Raw genomic sequence first — 23,731 nt, 5'->3', positions numbered from 1 at the left:
TGGAAAGGGGCATCGGCCTGCGCGGACAGGCGCCGGTGCCGATGCACGAACGTGCAGGACGATTGGGGCACGCGGAATCTCGCGGCGGTCACGCAGTCCGGGACAGCGCGCGGCGCGCCTCGTGCGCGCCGGTGCGCACCGCGCGCCAGCGCGACAGCCTCAGGCTCGCCTGTTTCGAAACCAGTGCGAGCGCGGCATGCGTGAGGCCCGGGTAGACGCGCGTGCCCACCAGCGTCCACCACCACCACGCGGTTTCGCGGCGCAGCGGCGGCAATTGATCGCGCAGGATCAGATGGAAGTTGAAGGCGGCATTGCGCAACGCCGCCATGGTTTGCGCGTCGCGCCGGTCGTCGTCGAAACGTTCGGCCGGGAAATGGTCGACGGCCACGCGCGGGTCGTACGTCAGCTTCCAGCCGGCGTTCTTCACGGCGAGGCTGAAGGCCATGTCGTTGTGAACCTGAGCGCCCGCGCCGCGCAGGCGCTGATCGAAACGGATCGTGCGAATCGCGTCGCGCCGGTAGCTCATGTTGGCGCCCTTCAGGATGTCGACTTCGCGCGCACCGCCCACACCCAGGTGATGATTGCCGATGATCTTGCCGTGCGCCGTGACCTTGCCGACCAGCGGCCGCTGGCCGTCGAGCACGCGGCCTTTTTCATGCACCCAGTCGCGGCCGCCCAGCGCACCCAGGCGCGCGTCGCTTTCGAACGCGGCGGCAATGCGCTCGACCCAGTCGACGTGCGGCGCGGCGTCGTCGTCGGTGATCGCGATCACGTCGCCGTTGGCGGCATCCAGTCCGCGATTCAGGGCCGCGACCTGGCCGGGCACGTCCACCAGCGCGACGGACAACGACAACCCGCCCGGCACCGCCGGGTCGCGCAGGCAGGCATGGGTCGCTTCGTCGTCGGCGCGCGCGACCACCACCACTTCGTCCGGCGCGCGCGACTGCCGTTGCAGCGCCGCGAGGCAGCGCGCCAGGTCGGCCGGGCGGCGGTAAGTCGGAACCAGTACCGTCACTTTCATCGTGATGTCCTTTGTAATCGTGTTCGCGGCTGAATCGGAACACCGGGCTCAGCCAGCTGGCTCTGCGCCCAGGCGCCCAGGTACTCAGATTCAGGTGCTCAAATATTCCTCGACCGCGGCATAGCCACGGGCGTAACCGCCGCGCGCACGCGCCGGCATCCCGTTGAAGATGCCGCCCTGCACATGCACGCCGGCTGCGCGCAGGCGCTTCAGCGCTTCCGCGATTTCGCCTTCGTTGTGCTCGCCCGAGCGGATCACGAAGAAAGTCGACCCGGCATAGGCGCCGATGATCGATGCATCGGTCACGGCCAGCACCGGCGGCGTGTCGATGAGAATCACGTCGTAGCGCTTGGCGAGGCCGTCCAGATACTGCGGAAGACGCGGCGACATCAGCAGCTCCGACGGATTCGGCGGACGCCGGCCGCACGAGATGAAGCTCAAGCCTTCCACGTTCGACGGGCGGATCGCTTCCTCGAGCGAGATCTGCCCGCTCAGCAATTCCGACAGACCGTTGTCCTGTGCACCGCCCATGTAACGTTCGAGCACGCCGCGACGCATGTCGCCGTCGATCATCAGCACGCGTTTGCCCGAGTTCGCCAGCAGCACCGCCAGATTGACGGTCAGGAAGCTCTTGCCGACGCCGGACATCGGACCGGTCAGCATGACAATGCGGTTCTTCGCGTCCAGCATCGTGAACTGCATGGACGTGCGCAGGCTGCGCAGGCTTTCGATCGTGACGTCCTTCGGCCGCGCATTCGCCAGTACCGAGCGCAGGCGTTCGCCGCCGCGCTGGAAGCTGCTTTCGAGCACCGCCTGCTCGGCGCTCAGGGGCACGAGACCGTACACGGGCAGATGGAACGCGCGCTCGATATGGTCGGGGTCGTCGATCCCCTTGAACATATTGCGGCGCAGGAACACGAAACCGGTGCCGCAGATCAGGCCCAGAATCACCGCGGCCGAGAGGATCAGCACCTTCTTCGGCTTGACCGGCACGCCCGGGCGCATGGCCTGGTCGACGATATGCACGTTGCCGCCGGTACCGGCCTTCTGCACCGACAACTCCTGCACGCGATTGAGCAGCAGCACGTAGATGTCTTCCGCCACCTTCGCGTCGCGTTGCAGCTGCACGGCCTTCACTTCGGTGGCCGGCAGATCGCGGAAGCGATCAGCGTATTTGGCGCGTTGCGCCTCCAGTTCGGCCATCTGCCGGCGCGCGGTCACGAGCATCGGATGGTCGTCGCCGTAACGCTCGGTCAGTTGCGCCATCTGCAGACGCAAGCCGGCGATCTGCTGTTCGTACTGCACGCTGCCTTCGAGGTAGACCTTGGCTTCGTCGCTCGCATTGATCGAGCCGGATTGACGCTGGTAAGCGGTCAACGCGGCCTCGGCGCGTTCGAGATCGGACTTCAGGCGCGGCTCTTCGCTCTTCAGGAAATCGAGCATCTTGCTCGCGTCGACCTGCTTGTTCGACACGTGCTGGCGCACATACGACTGCGCGAGCGCATTGGCCACCAGCGCGGCGTGCTCCGGACTCTTGTCTTCCAGCGAGATCTGGATCACGCCGGTCTGCTTGCCCTGCTCCTGTACGGTGATCGCCGACTGGAACGCGGTGATCGCGTCGAGGTCGTTAAAGCGCGTCACCGTGAACTCTTCACCCGGACGGGCCACCAGCTTGCTGACGAGGATCGTCACGCCGCCGCCCTGCTCCTGCTGACCGACCTGGCCGCGCAGCAGCAGCGAGCCGTTCTCTGCGTAGAGTTCGTAGTGCTGCTCGTCGAACACCTTCATCGTCAGCTTCGCGCCTTCGAGCGCCGGCACCACGTCGATCGAATCGACCTCGGCATCTTCACCGCCCCATGCGTACGACGACAAACCCAGCCACGGCGGCGCCGGTTGCCCCGGGCTCGCCATGCGCGCGGCGATGCTGCCGAGCAGCGGAATCGTCTTCGGCACGACACTGAAGTTCAGCTTCAGTTGCTGGACCACCGGACCCACGACGCCGCGGCTCTTGATGATTTCGATTTCGGCGTCGGTCGGCAGCGAAGTCGAGCCGGTGGTGATCGCCGCGCCCGTCTGCGTCTGCGTGAGCGCCTGCGAGGTGTTGTCGGACTGCTCGACCCGCACGTGCGCATCGGCCGAATAGATCGGCTTGGCGAGGAAGCAGTACGCGGCTGCCAGCCCGACGATCACCGCGGCGATCGCGATCAGCCACCAGATGTCGTCGAGGATCACCTGCACCAGTTGCCCGAGGACGACGTCCTCTTCTTCGGTCTTGATCGGACCGGCCATGTGTGGAGAGATTTGAGTGCTCACAATTCGATCCCGTTTCGGTTGCTTCGGCGTGGGCTTCAGCGTGTGCCCTGGCATGTGCTTGCGCGCTTGCCCTGGCGTTTGCTTCGGTCCCGCGCCCTTTGAGAGCGGCGCGGGCCTGTCGACGGCTCAGACGGCTATTTCGTCAACTGCTTCAGATAGAACAGCGTCTGGACGGTCGGCAGAACTTGCTGCAACACACGGTTGAACGTGGTCGAAGCGGCGGTGCCCACATACACGACGTCCATCGGCTGCAACTGGAACTGGGACGACAGCATGATCGCGTCGGGCTGCGTCATGTCGAGGCGGTACACGTCCGGCGTGGTCGGATGCTCGCGCATGCCGCGCATCACGAAGATCTGGCGCGGATTGGCGTCCGTGTCGAGAATGCCGCCCGCCTGGGTGAGCGCGTCGGCGATCGTCAGGCGGCCCTTCACCATCGGCAACTGGATCGGCGATTTCACTTCGCCCATCACGAAGATGCGGCTGTCGCTGCGATCCGGGATGTTGATCACGTCGCCGTTTTGCAGCATGACGTTCTGCGTGGTGTCGCCCTGGTCGAGCATGCGGTTGGCGTCGAGCACATACAGCTTGTTGTTGCGCGTGAGGCGCACACGCTGAATGTCGGCGTCGGTGTTGGTGCCGCCCGAGCGCGTGATCGCGTCGACCAGCGTGAGCGGCACGTCGCTGATGGCGAGCGGGCCCGGCGTCTTGACGTCGCCGGTCACCTGCACTTTCTGGCCGCGGTACGACAGCACGCGCACGTCGACCTGCGGATTGCGGATGTAGCGCACGAGGCCGGTGCTCAACTGATCGCGCACCTCGCCCACCGTCTTGCCCGCGGCCTTGATACGGCCGACGAACGGGAAAAAGATCGTGCCGTCCGGGGCAATCGTCTGACCGTAGGGATCGGCCTGGCCCGGCAGCGCGGCCGTGTACGGCTGCTGCAAGGCGCCTGCGACGCTCTGCGTGGTGTTGCCGCCCGACGACAGCGTGCTGCCCTGCGGGGTGGTCAATTCAGGGTGGTCCCACACGGTGATGCCGAGAATGTCCTGCGGCGCGAGCCGGTACACGTACTGCGACGGGTCGGTGAAGTGCGAGGCCGGCAACGCCTGCTGCGCGGCGCTGGCTTGCGCCTGCGCTTGCGCGGCAACCAGCGGGCCGTCGATCAGATGAACCGGATAGGTTTCGTTGGCTTGCTGCCCCTGGTGCTGGCCGTCGTCTTTCAGACGGGACGTATCGAGGTAATTGCCAGGTGCGGTAGCGCAGGCCGACAGAAAGGACGTCAGCAAAAGCGTGGCGGCGAATTTCGATTTAAGACCCGTCGATTTGAAGCCCGTCGAATCGATGTTCGCGAATGTGTGTGCAGTGCGTTGTTTCATCAGCATATTTTCTTCAGCCATCCCATGACCAGGTGTTCGATGAGCACGAGACTCTCCCTATAATCGGCCTCCCTGCCGCCGTGCGGATCGGCGACGTCGGAGTCGGCTTCCCACTTGCCGAGCGGATAGACCTTGCCGCGCGAGGCCGGATCGAGCGCTTCGACCGCGCTCACCTGCGCGCGCTCGCTGACGAGCACCAGGTCGGCTGCGCGCACGAGCCGGCGGTCGAGCCGCCGCGAATAGTGGATGCCGGAGGCGACGCCCTGCTCGGCGAGCAGGCGCCGCATCACCGGGTCCATGGCGTGGCCGTTGGTGGCGCGCAGACCCGCCGAATGAAACGCGATCGGCGCTGACGAGGGCCGCGACGGCGCGTGCTGCCGGGCCTTGAACAGCATCTCGGCGGCGGGCGAACGGCACACGTTGGCGTGGCAGACGATCAGAACGTTGGCGAACATGGCGGGCTCCTGAATGAGGCGTGGCGGCGCGGCGGCTTACTGGCCAATTTACTGGCCGGCCTCGACCGTATCGACCGTATCGACCGCGTCTGCCGTGACCGGCAGGCCGTTCGCGCCGACCTTCGCCGGTGCATTGCGCAGCGCGTGCTGACGGCCGATCGCGTGATACTCGATCCCGAGTTCGAGCAGCGCGTCCGGCTCGTACAGATTGCGTCCGTCGAAAATCAGCGGCGTGGTCAGGCTCTCCTTGAGCGAACCGAAGTCCGGACTCTTGAAGACCTTCCATTCGGTGAGGATCACCAGGGCATCGGCGCCCTCGGCCGCTTCCATTTCCTCGTTCACGAACGACAGACGTGCATGCTGTTGCGGCACGTCCTTCAGATCGAGCGCGAACACGCGCTTCGATTCGTCGATCGCGACAGGGTCGTAGGCCTTCACGCGCGCGCCGCGGCGCAGCAGTTCGGCGATCAGCGGACGGCTCGGCGCTTCGCGCATGTCGTCGGTGTTCGGCTTGAACGCGAGGCCCCACACGCCGAAGGTGCGATCCGAAAGGTCTTCGCCGAGGCGATCGACGATCTTCTGCGCGAGGATCTTTTTCTGCGTGTCGTTGACGGCTTCCACCGCTTCGAGAATGCGCAGATTGGCCTTGTGGTCGGCCGCCGTGCGAATCAGCGCCTGCACGTCTTTCGGGAAGCACGAGCCGCCGTAGCCGCAACCGGCATACAGGAAGTCGTAGCCGATGCGCGGATCGGAACCGATGCCGCGGCGCACCGCTTCGATATCCGCACCGACGCGGTCGGCCAGATTCGCGAGCTCGTTCATGTACGAGATACGCGTGGCGAGCATCGCGTTGGCTGCGTACTTGGTGAACTCGGCCGAACGCACGTCCATGTACAGCGTGCGCTCGCGATTGCGGTTGAACGGCGCATAGAGGCGCTTCATCAGCTCGCGGGCCTTCTCGCCGGGTACGTCCTCATCGCAGCCGAGCACGATGCGGTCGGGACGCGTGAAGTCTTCCACGGCCGCGCCTTCCTTCAGGAACTCCGGATTCGACACCACGGAGAACATGTGGCTCGCGTGGCGCGTGGCCAGTTCCTCGGCGATCACGTCGCGCACGCGCGAAGCCGTGCCGACCGGCACCGTCGATTTGTCGACGATCACCTTGAAGCCCGTCATATGGCGGCCGATATTGCGCGCGGCGGCGAGCACGTATTGCAGGTCGGCGGAACCGTCTTCGTCGGAGGGCGTGCCGACCGCGATGAACTGGATGTCGCCGTGCGCGACCGCGGCCTCGACGTCGGTCGAGAACTTCAGGCGGCCGGCACGGCGATTGCGCGCGATGATCTCCTGCAGACCCGGTTCATGGATCGGCACGCCGCCGTTGTTGAGCACGTCGATCTTGCGCTGATCGACGTCGAGACAGAACACGTCGTGGCCGATGTCGGCGAGACATGCGCCTGTTACGAGGCCTACGTAGCCACTACCGATGATCGTCAGGTTCATGTATTACACCTCGGAAAATGGAGTTGATTCGGAAGAGCGGCCGCGTGTCGCGCGGCTGCTGCTCAATATGCGTTGCTGCCCACAAAGCCCTTCCACAACGTCAGCACGACGATCTTGATGTCGAGCCAGAAGGTCCAGTGCTGCATGTAGTACAGATCCAGCTTGACGCGGCCCATCATCTTTTCGATGCGATCGGTCTCGCCGCGATAGCCGTTGATCTGCGCCCACCCGGTGATGCCCGGCTTGATCCGGTAACGGTGCATGTAGCCCTTCACCAGGTCCTTGTAGATGTCGTCGTGTTCGAGCGCGTGAGGGCGCGGCCCCACTACCGACATCTCGCCGCGCAGCACGTTGATGAATTGCGGCAATTCGTCGAGGCTGGTGCGCCGCAGGAACGCGCCGACCGCGGTGATGCGTGGATCGCGCCGCGTGGCCTGAGTGATCTTGCCGGCCTCTTCCTTGTGCATCTTCATCGAGCGAAACTTGTAGATCTCGAACTGGTTGCCGTCGATGCCCTTGCGCTTCTGGCGGAAGAACACCGGACCCGGCGAGCTCAGCTTCACCATCACCGCGATCACCAGCATCACCGGCGCCAGCGCGGTCAAGGCCCCCAATGCGAACAGCCGGTCGAAGACCCGCTTGGGCAGCACGCGCAGATCGGTGATCGGCGAGGCGGCCAGGTTGATCGCCGGCACGCCGAGCAGATCGACCATCGGCTGATTGAAGAGCGTGAGGCTGCGCACATCCGGAATGAAACGGATGTTCACGAAGTCATGCTTGAGGTCCATCACGAAGCGATGGATCGCCTTCTCCTTCGAGATCGGCAGCGCGAGCCACAGTTCGCGAATCGCGCGCTGGCGCACCAGTTGAAGCATCCGCGCGTAATCGCGCTCGACCGGCACGCCTTCGATCGCGTCGCTCGCATCCGGGTCTTCATAAGGGTTGATCGTGCCCTCCTCGTCGAACACCACGACGGGACTAAAACCCGCTTCCGGACGGCCACGCATCTGTTCGATCAGAAAGCGGCCATACGGTGCGCCGCCGACGATCGCCACCGCGCGCTGATTGAACCCTTCGCGGCGCAGTCCGCGCAGGATCGAATAGACGATCACCTTGGTGACGATCAGCAGCACGATCGTGGCGATCGCCCAGTAGAAAAGCCACAAACGCGACAGGCTGTCCGAACGGTGCAGGCTGAAGCTGATCAGGATGCCGGTGATCTCCACCATGACCCAGCCGCCCGCGACGCGGCACAGCAGGTCGTACAGCGGCTTGCCGCGCCACGACTGATAGATCCCAAGCGCGGGGAAGAACACCACCACGAGCAGGCAGTCGAACGCGAGCGACACGCTTTGGACGTCGTCAAGCCACGCCAATTTCCCGCTGTGCACGGCCGTCGCGATGGCCGCGCCGAGCGCGACCATCGCGATGTCGATGATTCTCGATAGAACGCTCAGCATGTGCTGCCCCTCAGTTCGTCAGTCAAGTGCCATCCGTTGGTTGGTTGAATTCCCGTCACGCTCATCACGTCCTGCCGCCGGAGGCGCAACGCCGGTATTCGCGTCTGCGAATCAATGCGCGACGCGAAACTGATTGAACCGGTGTTAATTGCCCCGCCGCCCTTCAGATTAAAAAAATTCCTGAACGGACGATTCGGGGAGCAGGTGTCTGAATGAGTGAATACCCTTGTACAGGTATAGATAAAGCGATATTAAAATTCGGACTGCAAGACAGCAAAATATCTCAAAATGTATCGGTCAAAGTTTCGGTATTTTTTCTGAATTTTGTTCGGCAATTGTTACCGAATCGGCGTTTGGCAATCTCATTCAGCGCCTTTCTGGAGGCCGAATCGGGCAAATCCTGCCGTTTTCCTACGAAGCTTACGCCTCGGCTTTCGCCCTCATTCTGTCGCATGCCGGCAGATAAAAAAATGACCCTCGATTTTTTTCGGTTAATTTTTCTTTTTAAAAAATCGTTTGGACATTTTTTCTTCACGGAGCGGATAATTTTATTAGACGATTTATATAGTTTCCATTTAACACGCTTTTATTGATTCCGTACTTCGTGATAAAACTCGACGCATTCACCCAGCCTCGAGGAGTCCATCATGACAGCTCCGGTTACGGCCACGCCCGCCGACACCCGGTCCACGCAAGCTATGCCCCTTAACGTCAAGCTCAAGGTTCACCCCGTGATTCTGGCGGGCGGCTCAGGCACACGGTTGTGGCCGATGTCGCGCGAGCAGCATCCGAAACAACTGATTGGCCTGCTCGGCGACGACTCGCTGCTGCAATCGACCACCCGCCGGCTCGACGGGCTCGAAGCCGGTCATCCGCTCGCCGAGCAACTCGTCGTGGTGGCCAACGAAGAACAGCGCTTCACCACGGCCGAGCAATTGCGCACGAGCGGCAAGCCGACCCGGCTGATTCTCGAACCTGCCGGACGCGATACGGCGCCGGCGCTGACGGTGGCCGCCCTTTCGATCGCCGCGCAGGACGGGGACGGCATCATGGTCGTGATGCCCGCCGATCACGCGGTGACCGACAGCGACGGTTTTCAAGCGGCGGTGGTCGCCGGCGTGCACCATGCGGCAGCGGGTCATATCGTGACGATGGGCATCGTGCCGACGCGCGCGGAAACGGGTTACGGCTACATTCGCATCGGCGCGGCGCTTGGCATGCCTAATGACGCGCGCGCAACGGACGCCGATACGGCCGCCCGGATCGGCGCGCACAAGCTCGATCGCTTCGTCGAAAAACCGCATCTGGAACTGGCGCAGCGTTATATCGAATCGCAGGAATACTGGTGGAACAGCGGCATTTTCATCATGCGCGCGTCGACCTGGCTCAAGGCGATCCGCCATTTCCAGCCGGCGATTTATGAAGCCTGCGAAGTCGCCTTCGCAAGCGGCAAGGCGGACGGCGATTTCTTCCGCCTGCAACGCGATGCGTTCAGCGCCTCGCCGTCCAATTCGATCGACTACGCGGTGATGGAGAAGCTCGGCAACGATCAGACTGCCGCATCCGGCGTGGTCGTGCCGTTGCAAGCGGGGTGGTCGGACGTGGGTTCGTGGGACGCGATCTGGGACATCTCGGAGAAAGACGCCGATCGGAACGTGGGCCGCGGCCGCGTGATGTTCGAAGGAGCAAGCTCGACCTTCGCGCATTCGGAAGGACGCCTGATCGCCTGCGTCGGCACGCAGGATCTCGTGGTGGTCGAAACGGCCGATGCGATTCTGGTCGCCGACAAATCGCGCGTGCAGGACGTCAAGAAGATCGTCGGACGGATTCGCAACGATGGCGGACTCGAAGCGACCAACCATCGCAAGGTGCATCGCCCGTGGGGCAACTACGATTCCGTCGACACCGGCGAGCGCTTCCAGGTCAAACGCATTGTCGTGAAACCGGGCGCGCGGCTTTCGTTGCAGATGCATCATCACCGCGCGGAACACTGGATCGTCGTGCGCGGCACCGCACTCGTCACACGGGGTGAAGAGCGCTTCATCGTCTCCGAAAACGAATCGGCTTATATTCCGCTGGGCGTCACCCACCGTCTCGAGAACCCGGGCAAGATGCCGCTCGAAATGATCGAGGTGCAGTCGGGTTCGTATCTCGGTGAAGACGATATCGTGCGCTTCGACGACACGTATGGACGTCAATGAAGCACGCGACTGACGGATGCCGCTGACGCTCGCCAATCAGGACCGCCGGTGAAGGATGCCGGCGCGTCACGCTGAACCACGGTTGAACCATCGTCGAATCCGAGCCAATGCAACGTTCTGGCGAAGTCCATCAACGCCAGTCAATGCCAGTCGCAACACTCATGATTCACAACGGATAAAGCGGGAACCTGCGGCAGTTGCTCCTGACGGCCGCGGGGTACTGCTGCGCTGATCGGCGCGCTTGCAGTCGTGCTAACTGGCGCATTTACAGCCGTGCCAGCCGCTGCATTTATAGCCGCGCTTACAGCCGTGCTAGCCGCCGTGCTCATCCCGCATGGGAGATGAGTTCTGGGTACGACGGAAAACGATCCGATGCACTGCTTTCGGTCGTGGATGCGGCCGGTTCGCCGGGATAACGGCGCAGCGGTCCGCGGAACGCATTGAGGGGACCGTGCAAAGGCCCGCCGTGATTCACCGCGACCGGCTCCGGCACATGACGCATGGCCGGCAACGGACGCGCCACCGCAGCCGCCGCTCCATTCACATTAACTGCAGGCGCGGCCTCGGCTGCCGCCTGTGTGCGGCATTCACGGTCGATCCACTGCCGCGCCCATTCGAGCGCGTGTTGCTCCGCCGCCTCAGCCTCGGCAAAGCGCGGGCCGACGAGGCCGGAACGCTCGACGCGTTTGCCGTCCTTCATGATCTCCGCCCACGCGCGATACATGGCGTTGGGCACCTGCTCCGCCGCAACGTAGATCACATAGCCGCGCCGGTCGGCGACTTGTGTGCCGCGTGGCGCGAGGCTCATCGACAGCGAGCTACGCTGATCTTCAAGCTGTTGCGTGCGGCGTGCCGACATGATGGCCGAATCCAGGCTGTGCATTGCCGCGTCCACCGCCCGCACCTCCTCCATGTCCTGCAGACCGGCGCGCATGGCGGGCCGTGCCGTAGGTGCCGAAGGCGCGCGCGATGCCGGCGGCAGATTCGTCAGCCCGGACAACTGGCGCGTGATATCGGCGAACGGATCGGCCGAACGCCAGGTGCTCAGGCTGCTCGACACGCCGGGCGCCTGCCATGACTCGGGACTTTTCCACGACACACCGCGCAGACCTTCGTCGCGAACGCTGGGGGTTTCTGCTGCCGGTGCTGCCGGTTTGGCCGCGACGGGCGGCGCCGGTTGCGGGACGTACGCGAAAGTGCGCCCGGTTTGCGATAACAGCCGAACCATCTCGAGCAGGGTGCCGTTCAACTGCCATTCTTCAAAACGGCGCCGGCATGTAGGGCCCGACGGATAACGGCCCGGCAGCTTCGACCAGGGTTCGCCAGTTGTCAGGATCCACAGAACGGCATTCGCCACGATGCGCGGTTCGGCGCGGGGCCGGCCGCGTCGGTTCAGACGGACGGCCGGCTCATCAGAGACAAGCGCTGCCAGCAGCGCCCATTCGTCATTGCTTAGCTCATCGAAAAACATTGGGTTTTCTCCACGCGGCCTGGCCGGGCCGCGGCTTTGGGCGGCCACGGATTCAACTTTCACGATCCGTGTGCAGCCCGCGGTTGCACAAATATGTTTTGTACGTTCTGTTTGCGGGTCAATGTCGCACTGGGTTAGTGCGGTTTGTCCCTATTGCGAAGCACAAAACGTGGTCTCACTCGTGCATGGGAGAATTTGTGCACGAAGCATACCATCACCAGGGTTTGCGTGAATATCCTTGAGACAAGTGTTACGGATGGAAACAAACTTGTCCTTTTTGCTGCGTCATTTCTCGTATTGCCGTAACAGAACTATCGTCGGTTCCGGCACCGAAAGACGCTATTGCACAGCACAATGGCGCGGCAACGAAGACGAATGGCATTTACGAAATCGACATTTGAGTCACAACGCATTTCGATGCGTTTTGAACGTATTTTTCCCAACAGGGAAATGCCGGGGCGCGGTGTTTCGACAGCACCTGAGTGCCATCGGGGCGCAATGGTGGTTGGGGCGAACGCAGCGCTCGCGCATGCCGTTCGCCTTCCCTTCGAGGCCGTGCGAGCGCAGGCCGATCGACCTGCTTCTAGCGGACCGGGTTCGCCGCGCTCTCGCCCACCACGGTCGTCCACGGGCGTACGCGCCAGCGCGCCACGAGCCCCGCAAGCACATAGGGATCGGCTCTGGCAAAGGCTTCGGCGGCTTCGGGAGAATCGCCTTTGAAGAGCAGAACGGCCGTGTCCGCAGGCTCGGCCAGGGCTCCGGCCAGTTGCAACTCACCGCGTTCCGATGCCGCCCAGGCGAGCGCCAGATGGGCGTAGCGATACGTGCCACGCCGTTCGAGGTAGTCCGGTACGAGTTCATACATCAACAGGTAGTGCATGGCGAGCCTCCTTGGGCTTGTGTAACGGTGACGACCGGCGGCGCATGGGCGCCGGAAATTCAGTCAAGATTACCCCTATGATCGTCAACGGGATTTTCTGCCGATTTCTTATTCATTTGCATCTGCAGCAATGCAAATCGAATGTTTGGAATTTGATCGCCCATATGGAATCATGGCGGCCTAATTCATTTCCATGCGCATCACCAATTAATCCGGATTGCATAACATATTCTTACACGACCGCTACTCAACCGTTTTATCTCCCGGAGCGCCGCGATCCCCGCCGCGTAGGGGAAAACCAGCGTGAGCGCCTGTCAACCGGAATGCCCTTTTGTCCGTTCTGGCAGACAGCATTTGCCGTAATGGACGTGCCGAGGGGGCCTGGACGCCGTTGACGCCCAGGCGCATGAACGATCAAAAAACGTTTTCACCACCGATGGAGTGTCACATGAAAATCCAATCCGCTATCGCTGCGCTGGTGCTGGGTACTGTCCTCGTTTCGCCGGTGTTCGCGCAGAACAGCCAGCAAACGAAAATGGCCGACTGTAACAAGCAGGCCGGCGACAAGAAAGGCGACGACCGCAAGGCCTTCATGAAGACCTGCCTGTCCGCCAAGCCGGCCGCCGCCGCGCCGATGAGCCAGCAGGACAAGATGAAGGCGTGCAACACGCAAGCCGCCGGCAAGAAGGGCGACGACCGCAAGGCCTTCATGAAGACCTGCCTGTCGTCCGCACCGGCTAACTGAACACGAGGCAATCGGCGTGGCCCGCACGCCGATTGCCTAACCGCGCATTGCTCGAACAGGGCCACGCCTTTTTCCGGCGTGGCCACTGTCTTTCTTCTGTCCCTCCCCCTGTTCTCCGTCACCGCGGATCCGCCCCGCGGCCGCCCTCGCGCGACCCACGCCTTCGCAGTCCAGCCGCGCGAACGCGGCGTTTTTCTTCTATGATGGCTGCGGAGACGGCCCACCCCCACACACAACATTAGACGGGCCGCCATCTTGTCGTTGGTGCTGCACAGCACCGCTCGGAGGCAAGGATGGTATCGAAGCATAAAAACCGCTGGTTGAGGCGGTGGCTGGTCGTCATCATATTCTGGGCCGTGCCCGTGGCGATCGTTGCGGTCAGCGAGATCCGGGAGGAAATGGCATATAACGCCGTCGACCTCGAGCGCGCGCTGACCACCTGGAATTTCACCGACGCACAACGCGCCGCCGGCGCGCCCGCGCGCTGCCACGGCAAGCCCGACGAAGCGCAAGCCGCCGGCTGCCCTGCCAATGTGCTGGCCGCCAATGCGCCACGTCAGCAGGACGCCCGCAACGAATACAGCGTGCGCCGCTCCACGCTCATGGCTTACCTCTGGCACGCGTTCGTCGGGTACTGGATCGTGCCGGCCGTCGCGCTGTTCCTGATCGGCGTATTGATCGGCATGATTCGCCGCGCGCTGCGGCGGCCGCCGGTCAAAAGTCCGGCAAACCATGGATGAGGATGCGTGCGGGTGCTGCGTCGAGGCAACACTTTCAGTTCGATTTCAACGCGAACCGTGACCGCGAAAAAATCGGTAAAAAACGGTCCACGATACGGTTTGCGCCCGGCCGCCGAAGCGCCGGTCCGTGCGCGGCGGAATTCGCCGGGAGCCCGTTCGAACGCGCTGTCCGAGCTTCTCCCAACGCTCTCCCGCGACCGGTCAAAATTACATCGACGCGCTTTACGATGGGTCGCAAACCCCCGCCACACAAGGCTTTTCGCCAAACGACGAAGTACGCCCCGCGCGCTTGCGTGTGATATAACTCAAAGGCAACCCGGCAGCACCATATGAGGTTGTGCCCAGGAACCATGATGGAGAAAAACGATGCAAAGACGAAACTTCATGTTGAAGACTACCGCTGCGCTCGCTTTCGGGGGCCTTGCACTCGCCGGTTGTACGACTAACAGCGGCAACCCCAGCACGCCCTCCACGGATGCCTCCAAACGGCAGTCGATCGACGCCAGCGTCGACGGCACCATGTCGCGCCTGTTCACGACCGTGAAGGGTTCGCGCGAACTCGTTTCCAAGGCGCGCGGCGTTCTCGTGTTTCCGTCGGTACTGCAAGTGGGCTTCATCGTGGGCGGCCAGTATGGCGAAGGCGCGCTGCGCGTGGGCGGCGGCACGGTGGGCTACTACAGCACGGTTTCCGGTTCGTTCGGCCTGCAGGCGGGCGCGCAATCGAAGGCCATCGTCTTCCTGTTCATGACGCAGGACTCGCTCGACACATTCCGCAATGCCGACGGCTGGTCGGCAGGCGGCGACGCCTCGGTCGCGCTGGTGAAGATGGGCGCCAACGGCGCGATCGACACGACCACGGCGACCGCGCCGGTCGAAGTCTTCATCTTGACCAATGCCGGCCTGATGGCCGATGTCTCGCTGCAGGGCACCAAGGTATCGCGCCTGAAGATCTAGGCGCCTGGCCGCTCCCGAGTCCTGAGGGCCGCGGCAATAAAAAACGGCGATGCGCATTGCACGTCGCCGTTCTGTTTCATTGTGCCGCGTGAGCCCGTCTTACGCCGCTCAACTCCCCGACGTGTCGATCACCTTGAAGCGCGAACGCTTCTGCGCGCGAATCACCGACTGATACGCATCCACATACTGCTGGGCCATCCGGTGCGACGTGAAACGCTCTTCGAAGCGTTGCCGCACGCCCGCCCGCGGCATCTTGTGCAGGCGATTCACCGCCGCCACCGCTCCGATTTCGTCCTCGACGATAAAGCCGGTCACACCGTCGTCCAGCACTTCCGGCACCGAGCCGCGGTTGAACGCGATCACCGGCGTGCCGCAGGCCATCGCTTCGATCATCACGAGGCCGAACGGCTCCGGCCAGTCGATCGGGAACAGCAGCGCATGCGCGCCCGAAAGAAACTCGGCCTTCTGGTTATCCGCGATTTCGCCGATGAACTCGACATACGGCAGATCCAGCAACGGCCGGATTTCGCGCTCGAAGTATTCGCGGTCGGCGGCATCCACTTTCGCGGCAATGCGGATCTGCATCCCGCAGCGCCCGGCAATGCGGATCGCGGTATCGACGCGTTTTTCCGGCGAGATACGGCCGAGAAACGCGAGGTATTTCTGCTCGACCGGCTGCGGCGTGTAGAGCTGCTCCGGCAGACCGTGATAGACGGTGGTAAGCCACTTGGCCTGCGGCAACGGATGACGCTGCGCATTTGAAATCGAGATCACCGGCGCGGTGTTGAAGGTGTCGAACACCGGCTGTTGCTCGGGCAAGTCGAGGCGGCCGTGCATCGTCGTGACGAAGGGCGTCTCCTGGCGCTTGAAGACCGAAAACGAGTAGTAGTCGAGGTGAAAGTGCAGCACGTCGAAGTTCTCGGCCTGGCGGCGCACCAGTTCCATCAACAGCATGTGGGGCGCGATGCGGTCGCGGATCCCCGGGTCCAGACGCAGCGCGCGCGGCCAGACGGGTTCCAGCTTCGCGCTCGTGACGGAGTCGCCGCTCGCGAACAGCGTCACGTCATGGCCGAGATCGACGAGCGCCTCGGTGATGTAGGACACGACGCGCTCCGTGCCGCCGTATAGCTTCGGCGGCACCGATTCGGTCAAGGGGGCGATCTGCGCAATCTTCATATTTTGTCTCCGTGAACTGACGGCTCGCGCCGATGGCGGTGCACGTCAGCGGCGCTGCTGATGACAGCGCCGGTCCTTCTCCATCAATGCAGTGAACGCCGGGCGTCCTCCTGCACCATCCGCATCACAGCATTATTCACCAGGGCTGAACGAAAAACCGTCGGCTTTGCAATTCCTGTGCGCTGTTACATTCAGCTTACATCCGAGGGTGTGCCTATTATCCGCTTCGGCACGTCGCTCCGTTACGTCACTTACCTCCCGCACTTACCCATGCTCCTTCACCAAGTCGCTTAACCACGGCTATCGCGCCGGCCATTTCCACGCCGGCAGGTCGCGATCGTCCGCGTCCGTGATGCGGGTCGCGCCGAAGTGCTTCTCGAGCACGATCGACTGGCTGCCGTCTTCCCGTTCGAGCGCCGCGATCAGCCGCACCGCATGCGACACCACCAGCACCTGGGAATGCGCGGAAGCGCGCGCAATCAGGCGAGCCAGCGCCGGCAGCAGGTCCGGATGCAAGCTCGTCTCCGGTTCGTTCAGCACGAGCAACGCGGGCGGGCGCGGCGTCAGCAGCGCGGCCACCAGCAGCAGATAACGCAAGGTGCCGTCCGACAGCTCCGCGCCCTTCAGCGGCCGCAGCAGGCCGTGTTGCTGCATCGATACTTCGAAGCGGCCGTCCTGCGAGACGACGTCGAGGCGCGAACCGGGAAAGGCGTCGTCGACGGCGGCATCGAGCGCAACCGGGTCGCCGATCTCGCGAATGGTTTGCAAGGCCGCCGCGAGATCCGCGCCGTCGTTGGCGAGCACCGGTGTGTGCGTGCCGATCTGCGGCAGACGCGCGGCCGCTTCGGCATCGGTGCGGAAGTGATCGTAAAAGCGCCATGAGCGAATCTGCTCGCGCACCGTGATCATCTCGGGAGCGGTCCGTGGGTCGGAGAACTCCGTCATCATGCTGTCGAAGCTCGCGACGGGTTGAGGAATGGTTTGCCACTCGCCCTGCTCGTCACGCGTGCGCAACGCCGCGCCGTGCCGGTCGACCAGCAAGGCCGACGGCCGCAACACCGGGCCGCTCCAGATGCACTCGCGTTTGATCGTGGGGTCGAGCGGAAAGCGGGTGACCCCGTCGAGCGCCGGCAACCCAAGATCGATCGCATAGCCGAACTCATCGCCGGAAAACCCGAGCCGCAGACTCACCGGGTCTTTCCGGCGCGTGCCCTCGACGGGCAATTCGCCGGCCAGCACCGCGCGCGAGAAACGTTCGGGACCGGCCCACAAGGTGGATTGCAAGCCACCCTCACGGGCAAGCGACGTAATCACCCCGCCGCGCGCCGTCTCGGCCAGCAGACGCAGCGAACGATACACGCTCGATTTGCCGCTGCCGTTCGCCCCCGTGATGACATTCAACTGCCCGAGCGGCACGATCAACTCGCGCAGCGACCGGTACCCCGCGATGGCCAACGTCCTCAACATGCGCCCGCCTTTCGATCAAACACGCGCTGCCAGGCGCTCGATAAAACCATTCCGTTCAAACGCACCATCACTTGTGCCCACCGCCCTTGCCCGGCGTCTGCACGGGCACGCTGCGCAAATCGTTCAGGAAGGTATCGCGCCACACGCCGAGATCGTTCTTGCGCAGCGCCGCCATATTGATCTCGTGACGCCGCTGGCGCGCATCGAGCGGCATTTGCAGCGCGCGCTGCAGGGCTTCGCACATGCCGATCGCGTCGTGCGGATTGACCAGCAGCGCACCGGTCAACTCCGCCGCCGCGCCGGCGAAAATCGACAGCACCAGCACGCCCGGATCGTCCGGATTCTGCGCGGCGACATATTCCTTCGCGACCAGGTTCATGCCGTCATGCAAGGGCGTGACAAAACCGATCTGCGACTCGCGAAACAGCGACATCAGCTTCCAGCGGTCGTACTGCTGATTCAGATAGCGGATCGGCGTGTAGTCGAGGCCCGAATAACGGCCGTTGATGCGCCCCGCCTCGTATTCGAGGTCCTGGCGGATCTTCTGATAGGTCGCGACGTCGGAACGGGTCGGCGGCGCGATCTGCACCAGCGTGACGTTGCCGCGCCATTCGGGCGAGCGTTCCAGCAATTGCTCGAAGGCGCGAAAACGCTCGACGAGCCCCTTTGAATAATCGAGGCGGTCGACGCTCATGATCAACTTGCGGCCCTCCAGGCTCTGCTTCAGATCGAGCACGTGCTGGCGGCTTTCGTAGCGCCTCGCCTGCTCGGCGATCTCGTCGGGAAACACGCCGATCCGATAGACGCCGGTTCGCAGCTTGCGACCGAAGGCTTCCACGTGATTGCCCTCGCTCACGGCGCCACGGGCGTGGCGCGTCACGTAGTCGTGGAAAGCGAGTTCGTCGGTCGCGGTCTGGAAGCCCAGCAGGTCGTAGCACGACAGCGATTTCACCAACTCTTCGTGCGGCGGAATGTTGAGCAGAATCTGCGGCGCGGGAAAGGGAATGTGCAGGAAGAACCCGATGCGGTTCGTGATGCCTTCGGAGCGCAGCGCTTCGGCGAACGGAATCAGATGGTAGTCGTGGATCCAGATGACATCGTCGGGTTCGAGCAGCTTGATCAGCTTGTGCGCAAGCCATGCGTTGACGCGACGGTAGCCGGCATACTCTTCGCGCTCGTAGCGCGCGAGGTCGTTGCGGTAGTGGAACACGGGCCATAGCGTCGCGTTCGAAAAGCCGCGGTAGTACTGGTCGTAATCCTTGCGCGTAAGCCCCACAGTCGCGAAGGTCACCGCGCCGTCCTGCTCAAGTGTCGGACCGGCGTTGGCGACGGTCTCGCTCACCACGTCGCCGCTCCAGCCGAACCACACGCCTCCCGCGTCCTTCAGCGCGCCGAACACGCCGACCGCGAGGCCGCCCGCCGAGCCCTTGGTCTCCGTCGGCGTCGCGACGCGATTCGACACGACGATCAGTCGGCCCATGTTGGTCGTCCTCCCTGGCAGATTCGTGAGTCAGATGGACAGTTCGACCGCTCGGGTGTCCGATCAGTTGCACTCATCTGTTTGCCGATGCGATCTCGGGACATGCGCAAGCGGCGCGCCAGCGACGGTAGTTCATGGAACTCGAAGGTCGCGCCTCGCAGGCGGCACTGGCGCTATCGAACTTTAAAGCAGCGGTGCGCGGTTCATGGTTCGATGCATCCGCCGCGGCACGCCTCGCGGGATCGCAGGCGTTCGTCCGCACGGACTGGGGAAAGCTGCCCGAGGCAGTCGTTTCTGAAAGCAGGCGACCGGCTTTGAGCCGGCATGGAAGCGGATTTCAACGCGAACTGAAATGCCCGGTGTGCCTGGCGTGCCCTGCTTGCCCGGTGTGCCCGACGCGAGCACGCGGCGCGGACGTCAGTCACGATTCACAGCACATTCAGATCAAACGCACAGCACATTCAAATCAACCGCGCGATCAGTTGCCGCTCTTGCAAGGGAATGCCTTGCCGAGCCCGAGCGAGATCGCCGTACTCGCGTTATAGCCTGCGACGATCGGATTCTCGGCGATGTACTTGCGCACCGCGTCGGTGAGTTGCGCCGAGCGCGCGTCCGGCGGCAGGCAATAGTACTGGCCGACGCGCGGCCCGGTGGTGCCGCCGATCGCGTCGATCGTATTGAAGATGCCGTCGGCGGCGCCTTCGATATACGCGGCACACGCGCTACGCGATGCCACATCGGTTTTCGTGCACAGCTTGTTGAGGTCGCCTCCCGTAAACGCGGCTGCCGATAGCGGTACGGCAAGCGCGCTGGCGAAAATCAAAGCCCGCAGCATGGTGTTCCTTTCCAGGGTCGTTTATCAGGCGGTCTTGCGCCGCATCGAACCGGCGCGCCTCGCAACGCGCCAAGTCGTCATTCTGCACTGTTTTGTGGAGCGGCAGGCATGCCAACAGGCGCTATCTTCAGGCAATTTTTTTGGTTCAGGTATCCGGCGGCTGGGTATTCGGCGGCCGGCGATCCGGCAGCCGCCAGCCAGATACCCGTCGATCAACAACCAGGCGGCCGGCGCTCGCGCGACTGGCGACCCGGCGGCCGGATGACCGGATGACCGGCGACCTGCAATCCGGCAGCCAGTCCTCCGGCTCGTCGCACAGCTTACTTCTGTTGCATCTGCTGCAGGCGCGCGGTGAGGCCTTCGACCACATCCGGCTCCTTGTAGGTCTTCGCGAAATCGAGCGCGGTGAGGCCAATCTGGTTCTTCACCGTGAGGTCGGCGCCGTTATCGAGCAAAAGCTTGACCGTCGACACATGACCGCCGCGTGCGGCCATCATCAGTGGCGTGGTGCCGTTCGGCGAGCCGGCGTCGACGTAGGCCGAATGGTCGAGCAGCACCTTGACGATATCGTCGTGGCCGTTCGCCGCCGCGTAGTGCAACGGCGCCCAGCCCTTCTTGTTGACCTCGGCGTCCTTCGCGATCAGCAGGTTGACGAAGTCGAGGTCGCCATTCAGCGCGGCCATCATCATCGCGTTTTCGCCCGCCTTGTCCTCTATCTCGATGTCGGTCTTCGGATTGGCGATCAGCACCGCGCCCACCTTGTCCGACTTCTCGCGCGCGGCGATCACCAGCAGCGGGATGCCCTGGTTGTCGACGCTGTTCGGGTCCATGCCCTTGGCGAGCAGTTTGTTGACGCCGTTGACGTCGTCGAATTTGACCGACTTGATGAGCGAGTCGATCGGCGCGGCCTGAACCGGCGCGGCGACCAGCGAACTCAAAGCCGCGCAGGCGAAGGTGGCGGCCAGCGCGAGGCGCGAGGCGTAGCGGCGCGCCGAACCGCGTGCCGTTTGCACGGCTGAAGTCTCTTGAAACGCGGCGATCGAAGTCGGATGATTCGTCATATTTTGCTTTAGGAAACTTCCCTATCCTTTTGATATATATCAGCTTTGCGTCACGCGCCAGCGGGCGCGGGAATATTGAAGAGCCGGAAAAAGTTTTGCGTCGTCGCGGCGGCCAGCGCCGTCTCCGGCATCTCGCGTTGCTGCGCGATGAAGCGTCCGACATAACTTACGTACGCAGGTTCATTAGGCTTGCCGCGATACGGCACGGGCGCGAGATACGGCGAGTCGGTTTCGATCAGCAAACGTTCGAGCGGCACGCGGCGCGCCACGTCCTGCACGTCGGTCGCGCTCTTGAACGTGACGATGCCCGACAGCGAAATATAAAAATTCTGCGCCAACGCCTGCTCGGCGACCGCCCACGGCTCGGTAAAGCAATGCATCACGCCGCCCGGCTCGCTCGCGCGCTCCTCGGCCATGATGCGCAGCGTGTCTTCCGACGACGACCGCGTGTGGATGATCAACGGCTTTTTCGTGGCATGCGCCGCGCGGATATGGGTGCGAAAACGCTCGCGCTGCCATTCCATATCGGCGATGGTGCGGCCCTCCAGGCGGTAGTAGTCGAGCCCGGTCTCGCCGATCGCGACCACCTTCGGATGCCCGGCCAGCTCGACAAGTTCGGCGAGACTCGGCTCGCGCATGTCCTCGTGATCCGGATGCACGCCAACCGACGCATACACGTTCTCGTACTGGCTGGCGATCTCCAGCACGGAAGGCAGCGTCTCCAGATCGACCGATACGCACAGCGCATGCGTGACCGAATGGCTGCGCATGTTCTCGAGCACCTGCGGGAGGCGGTCGGCGAGTCCTTCGAAGTTGATATGGCAGTGCGAATCGACAAACATGATGATGTCCTGCTGATAAATGTGAATCTGTCCGCCGGTCAGGCGGCGGCCGGCCCGAGCCGCTTGCCGAGAATCACCAGATCGCGCTCCACGCCGTCCAGCACCGCGACGCGCGGCAGCGAGCCCCACGTGTCGAAACCGAAGCTGCGGAACAGGCGCAGGCTCGCTTCATTGTGGCCGAAGATAAAACCCAGCACGGTATCGACGCCGAGCGCCGGCGCCGCCGCGAGCGAAGCCGCCAGCAACTGCTTGCCGAGCCCCTTGCCGCGCGCGCGCTCGTCGAGATAGATGCTGACTTCGGCGGTGCGCTGGTAGGCCGGGCGGCCATAGAAATCCGAGAAGCTCAACCACGCGATGACGCGGCCGGACTGCTGCGGATCTTCCACCACCCACAGCGGACGCTTGTCCGGCCCGTGCGCATGAAACCACGCCAGGCGGCTTTCGACGCTCACCGGCTCCAGATCGGCGGTGACTTGCCGCGACGGCACGGTCGAGTTGTAGATGGCGACGATCGCGGGCAGATCGTCGAGTGTGGCATCGCGGTAGGAAAGGCTCATGGTGATTTGGCGTGAGATGGAAGACGAATCAGCGGACAGAGACGCGGGCCGGCGCGGCGCAGTCAGGCGCGCCAGCCTTGCACACACCGTCCGCCCACAAAAGATTTACGCGAACAACTCGCGGTAGCCGATAAACAGCTCCTCGAACACCAGCCGAGCGTTCAGCGGATGGTTCTCGACCGCGCGCTGGCGCGTCACCGTGCGCATGAAGCGCGCGAACGCGCTGGCATCGGCTTGCGACGCACAGCGCGACAAGGCCGTCGACGCCTGCGGAAAATAGCGCGGCGTGCCGGCCGTGCGCTGCGCCAGCAAATCGTACATCCAGCGCTGGAGCCAGCCGAGCACGAGCGGCACCGGCAGTTTCTGCAGCGCCTCGCCGCAGGCGAAGGCGTCGCACTCGGCGCCGGCGGCCAGTTGCTTCAGGGTCCAGTCGCGTAGCGCGCGGTTCTCGTCGCTCGCCAGCGCGAGGGCCGTGAGCGGCGCGCCGCCGGCCTCGGCGAGCAGCGCGGGCGCTTCGGCGACGCCTTGGGCCGCGAGCCACTTCGTGGCGACGTCCGGCGCGGGTACGGTCATCGGCCACTGGCGGCAGCGGCTGATGATGGTGGGCAGCAGGCGGTCGATGCGCGCCGACACCATCAAGAACACGACGCCCGCCGGCGGTTCTTCGAGTGTTTTCAGGAGCGCGTTGGCCGCGGCGATGTTGAGCCCCTCGGCGGGATACAGCACGACCACGCGGGCACCGCCGCGATGCGACCCCACGCCGACGAAATCGAGCAAACCACGAATCTGCTCGATCTTGATCTCCTTGCTGGGCGCGCGGGTCTTCTTGCCTTCGTCGGCGTCGGCTTTCTCGGCTTTTTCGTCGGCGGCGTTAGCGAGACCGGCTTCGGCGGCCAACGCTTCCGGCACGACGATTCGATAGTCGGGGTGATTGCCCTGCGTGAACCAGTTGCACGCCACGCATGCGCCGCACGGCTCGCCGTTGGCCTGCTGCGCCTCGCACAAAAGCCCTTGCGCGAGGTGCTGCGCGAAGCGCAGCTTGCCGATCCCCGCCTGGCCATGCAGCAGCAAGGCGTGTGGCCAATGCCCGCGCAACTGCTGCAGGCGGCTCCAGTCATCGGCTTGCCACGGATAAATCATCGTTTCTCTTTTAAATCAATCGGTTGACGCAGCTTTATGAAGCATCAGGCG

General features: G+C 63.6%; 22 protein-coding genes. 6 read left to right on the top strand and 16 right to left on the bottom strand.

Annotation, left to right across the window (positions count from 1 at the left end; all coding sequences use genetic code 11):
- Window positions 1-88: 88 nt before the first annotated feature.
- The 6 genes from DSC91_RS35775 to DSC91_RS35750 all read right to left on the bottom strand — a co-directional run bounded on the left by DSC91_RS35775 (window position 89) and on the right by DSC91_RS35750 (window position 8,131).
- Complete coding sequence (locus tag DSC91_RS35775; RefSeq protein WP_115783166.1) at window positions 89-1,021, bottom strand: glycosyltransferase family 2 protein; 933 nt, start codon at window positions 1,019-1,021, stop codon at window positions 89-91.
- 90 nt (window positions 1,022-1,111) lie between these two features.
- A complete protein-coding gene (locus tag DSC91_RS35770) occupies window positions 1,112-3,337 on the bottom strand; it encodes a polysaccharide biosynthesis tyrosine autokinase (RefSeq protein WP_373291935.1) in 2,226 nt (741 codons plus the stop codon).
- Between the two features lie 131 nt (window positions 3,338-3,468).
- Complete coding sequence (locus DSC91_RS35765; RefSeq protein ID WP_373291932.1) at window positions 3,469-4,719, bottom strand: polysaccharide biosynthesis/export family protein; 1,251 nt, start codon at window positions 4,717-4,719, stop codon at window positions 3,469-3,471.
- Complete coding sequence (locus DSC91_RS35760; RefSeq protein WP_115783164.1) at window positions 4,713-5,168, bottom strand: arsenate reductase/protein-tyrosine-phosphatase family protein; 456 nt, start codon at window positions 5,166-5,168, stop codon at window positions 4,713-4,715. Before DSC91_RS35760 ends, DSC91_RS35765 begins: the two co-directional genes overlap by 7 nt.
- 48 nt (window positions 5,169-5,216) lie before the next feature.
- Window positions 5,217-6,671, bottom strand: a complete 1,455-nt coding sequence (locus DSC91_RS35755; protein ID WP_115783163.1) for a UDP-glucose dehydrogenase family protein — start codon at window positions 6,669-6,671, stop codon at window positions 5,217-5,219.
- Between the two features lie 62 nt (window positions 6,672-6,733).
- On the bottom strand, window positions 6,734-8,131 hold the full coding sequence (locus DSC91_RS35750; RefSeq protein ID WP_115783162.1) for an undecaprenyl-phosphate glucose phosphotransferase: 1,398 nt from the start codon (window positions 8,129-8,131) through the stop codon (window positions 6,734-6,736).
- A 212-nt stretch (window positions 8,132-8,343) separates the two neighbouring features.
- On the opposite strand from DSC91_RS35750, the gene DSC91_RS37765 reads away from it, so the two are divergent.
- Together DSC91_RS37765 and DSC91_RS35745 are read left to right on the top strand one after the other, a co-directional pair.
- On the top strand, window positions 8,344-8,724 hold the full coding sequence (locus tag DSC91_RS37765; RefSeq protein ID WP_162831522.1) for a hypothetical protein: 381 nt from the start codon (window positions 8,344-8,346) through the stop codon (window positions 8,722-8,724).
- Window positions 8,725-8,778: 54 nt separating this feature from the next.
- A complete protein-coding gene (locus DSC91_RS35745; RefSeq protein WP_115783161.1) occupies window positions 8,779-10,332 on the top strand; it encodes a mannose-1-phosphate guanylyltransferase/mannose-6-phosphate isomerase in 1,554 nt (517 codons plus the stop codon).
- A gap of 325 nt (window positions 10,333-10,657) precedes the next feature.
- On the opposite strand, the gene DSC91_RS35740 is transcribed toward DSC91_RS35745, so the two are convergent.
- Both DSC91_RS35740 and DSC91_RS35735 read right to left on the bottom strand, forming a co-directional pair.
- Window positions 10,658-11,803 carry a transposase gene (locus DSC91_RS35740; RefSeq protein ID WP_115783160.1) on the bottom strand — a complete coding sequence of 382 codons (1,146 nt, stop codon included), beginning with the start codon at window positions 11,801-11,803 and terminating at the stop codon, window positions 10,658-10,660.
- 583 nt (window positions 11,804-12,386) lie between these two features.
- A complete protein-coding gene (locus DSC91_RS35735) occupies window positions 12,387-12,683 on the bottom strand; it encodes a YciI-like protein (RefSeq protein WP_115783159.1) in 297 nt (98 codons plus the stop codon).
- Between the two features lie 448 nt (window positions 12,684-13,131).
- Here DSC91_RS35735 and DSC91_RS35730 point away from each other — a divergent pair, with 448 nt between their 5' ends.
- From DSC91_RS35730 to DSC91_RS35720, 3 genes are all read left to right on the top strand, one after another.
- Window positions 13,132-13,428: a PsiF family protein gene (locus DSC91_RS35730; protein WP_115783158.1), complete on the top strand. Its 297-nt coding sequence runs from the start codon at window positions 13,132-13,134 to the stop codon at window positions 13,426-13,428.
- A gap of 293 nt (window positions 13,429-13,721) precedes the next feature.
- Window positions 13,722-14,168 (top strand): hypothetical protein, encoded by a 447-nt coding sequence (locus DSC91_RS35725; protein ID WP_115783157.1) that lies wholly within the window; start codon window positions 13,722-13,724, stop codon window positions 14,166-14,168.
- A gap of 366 nt (window positions 14,169-14,534) precedes the next feature.
- Complete coding sequence (locus DSC91_RS35720; protein WP_115783156.1) at window positions 14,535-15,122, top strand: BPSL1445 family SYLF domain-containing lipoprotein; 588 nt, start codon at window positions 14,535-14,537, stop codon at window positions 15,120-15,122.
- A gap of 108 nt (window positions 15,123-15,230) precedes the next feature.
- Here DSC91_RS35720 and DSC91_RS35715 read toward each other — a convergent pair whose 3' ends face one another.
- The 4 genes from DSC91_RS35715 to DSC91_RS35700 form a co-directional block, all read right to left on the bottom strand.
- Window positions 15,231-16,298, bottom strand: a complete 1,068-nt coding sequence (locus tag DSC91_RS35715; protein ID WP_115783155.1) for a glycosyltransferase family 4 protein — start codon at window positions 16,296-16,298, stop codon at window positions 15,231-15,233.
- A 300-nt stretch (window positions 16,299-16,598) separates the two neighbouring features.
- Window positions 16,599-17,765, bottom strand: coding sequence for an AAA family ATPase (locus DSC91_RS35710; RefSeq protein ID WP_115783154.1), 1,167 nt, complete (start codon window positions 17,763-17,765; stop codon window positions 16,599-16,601).
- 67 nt (window positions 17,766-17,832) lie between these two features.
- Window positions 17,833-19,245: an alpha,alpha-trehalose-phosphate synthase (UDP-forming) gene (otsA, locus tag DSC91_RS35705; protein WP_115783153.1), complete on the bottom strand. Its 1,413-nt coding sequence runs from the start codon at window positions 19,243-19,245 to the stop codon at window positions 17,833-17,835.
- Between the two features lie 478 nt (window positions 19,246-19,723).
- Window positions 19,724-20,080, bottom strand: coding sequence for a Rap1a/Tai family immunity protein (locus DSC91_RS35700; RefSeq protein ID WP_115783152.1), 357 nt, complete (start codon window positions 20,078-20,080; stop codon window positions 19,724-19,726).
- Here DSC91_RS35700 and DSC91_RS35695 point away from each other — a divergent pair.
- Window positions 20,079-20,345 (top strand): hypothetical protein, encoded by a 267-nt coding sequence (locus DSC91_RS35695; RefSeq protein WP_115783151.1) that lies wholly within the window; start codon window positions 20,079-20,081, stop codon window positions 20,343-20,345. The two genes, DSC91_RS35700 and DSC91_RS35695, sit on opposite strands and share 2 nt — an antisense overlap.
- 55 nt (window positions 20,346-20,400) lie before the next feature.
- On the opposite strand, the gene DSC91_RS35690 is transcribed toward DSC91_RS35695, so the two are convergent.
- The 4 genes from DSC91_RS35690 to DSC91_RS35675 form a co-directional block, all read right to left on the bottom strand.
- The gene (locus tag DSC91_RS35690; protein ID WP_115783150.1) at window positions 20,401-21,141 is read right to left on the bottom strand and encodes an ankyrin repeat domain-containing protein; all 741 of its coding nucleotides are present in this window, start codon (window positions 21,139-21,141) and stop codon (window positions 20,401-20,403) included.
- 50 nt (window positions 21,142-21,191) lie between these two features.
- Window positions 21,192-21,983, bottom strand: coding sequence for a TatD family hydrolase (locus DSC91_RS35685; protein ID WP_115783149.1), 792 nt, complete (start codon window positions 21,981-21,983; stop codon window positions 21,192-21,194).
- Window positions 21,984-22,021: 38 nt separating this feature from the next.
- Window positions 22,022-22,540 carry a GNAT family N-acetyltransferase gene (locus DSC91_RS35680; protein ID WP_115783148.1) on the bottom strand — a complete coding sequence of 173 codons (519 nt, stop codon included), beginning with the start codon at window positions 22,538-22,540 and terminating at the stop codon, window positions 22,022-22,024.
- A 105-nt stretch (window positions 22,541-22,645) separates the two neighbouring features.
- Window positions 22,646-23,680: a DNA polymerase III subunit delta' gene (locus tag DSC91_RS35675; protein ID WP_115783147.1), complete on the bottom strand. Its 1,035-nt coding sequence runs from the start codon at window positions 23,678-23,680 to the stop codon at window positions 22,646-22,648.
- Between the last annotated feature and the right edge of the window lie 51 nt (window positions 23,681-23,731).

Source organism: Paraburkholderia caffeinilytica (assembly GCF_003368325.1).
GTDB lineage: Bacteria > Pseudomonadota > Gammaproteobacteria > Burkholderiales > Burkholderiaceae > Paraburkholderia > Paraburkholderia caffeinilytica.
The sequence above is the reverse complement of the archived record's forward strand: the minus strand, read 5'-3'. Positions and strand labels throughout refer to the sequence as shown.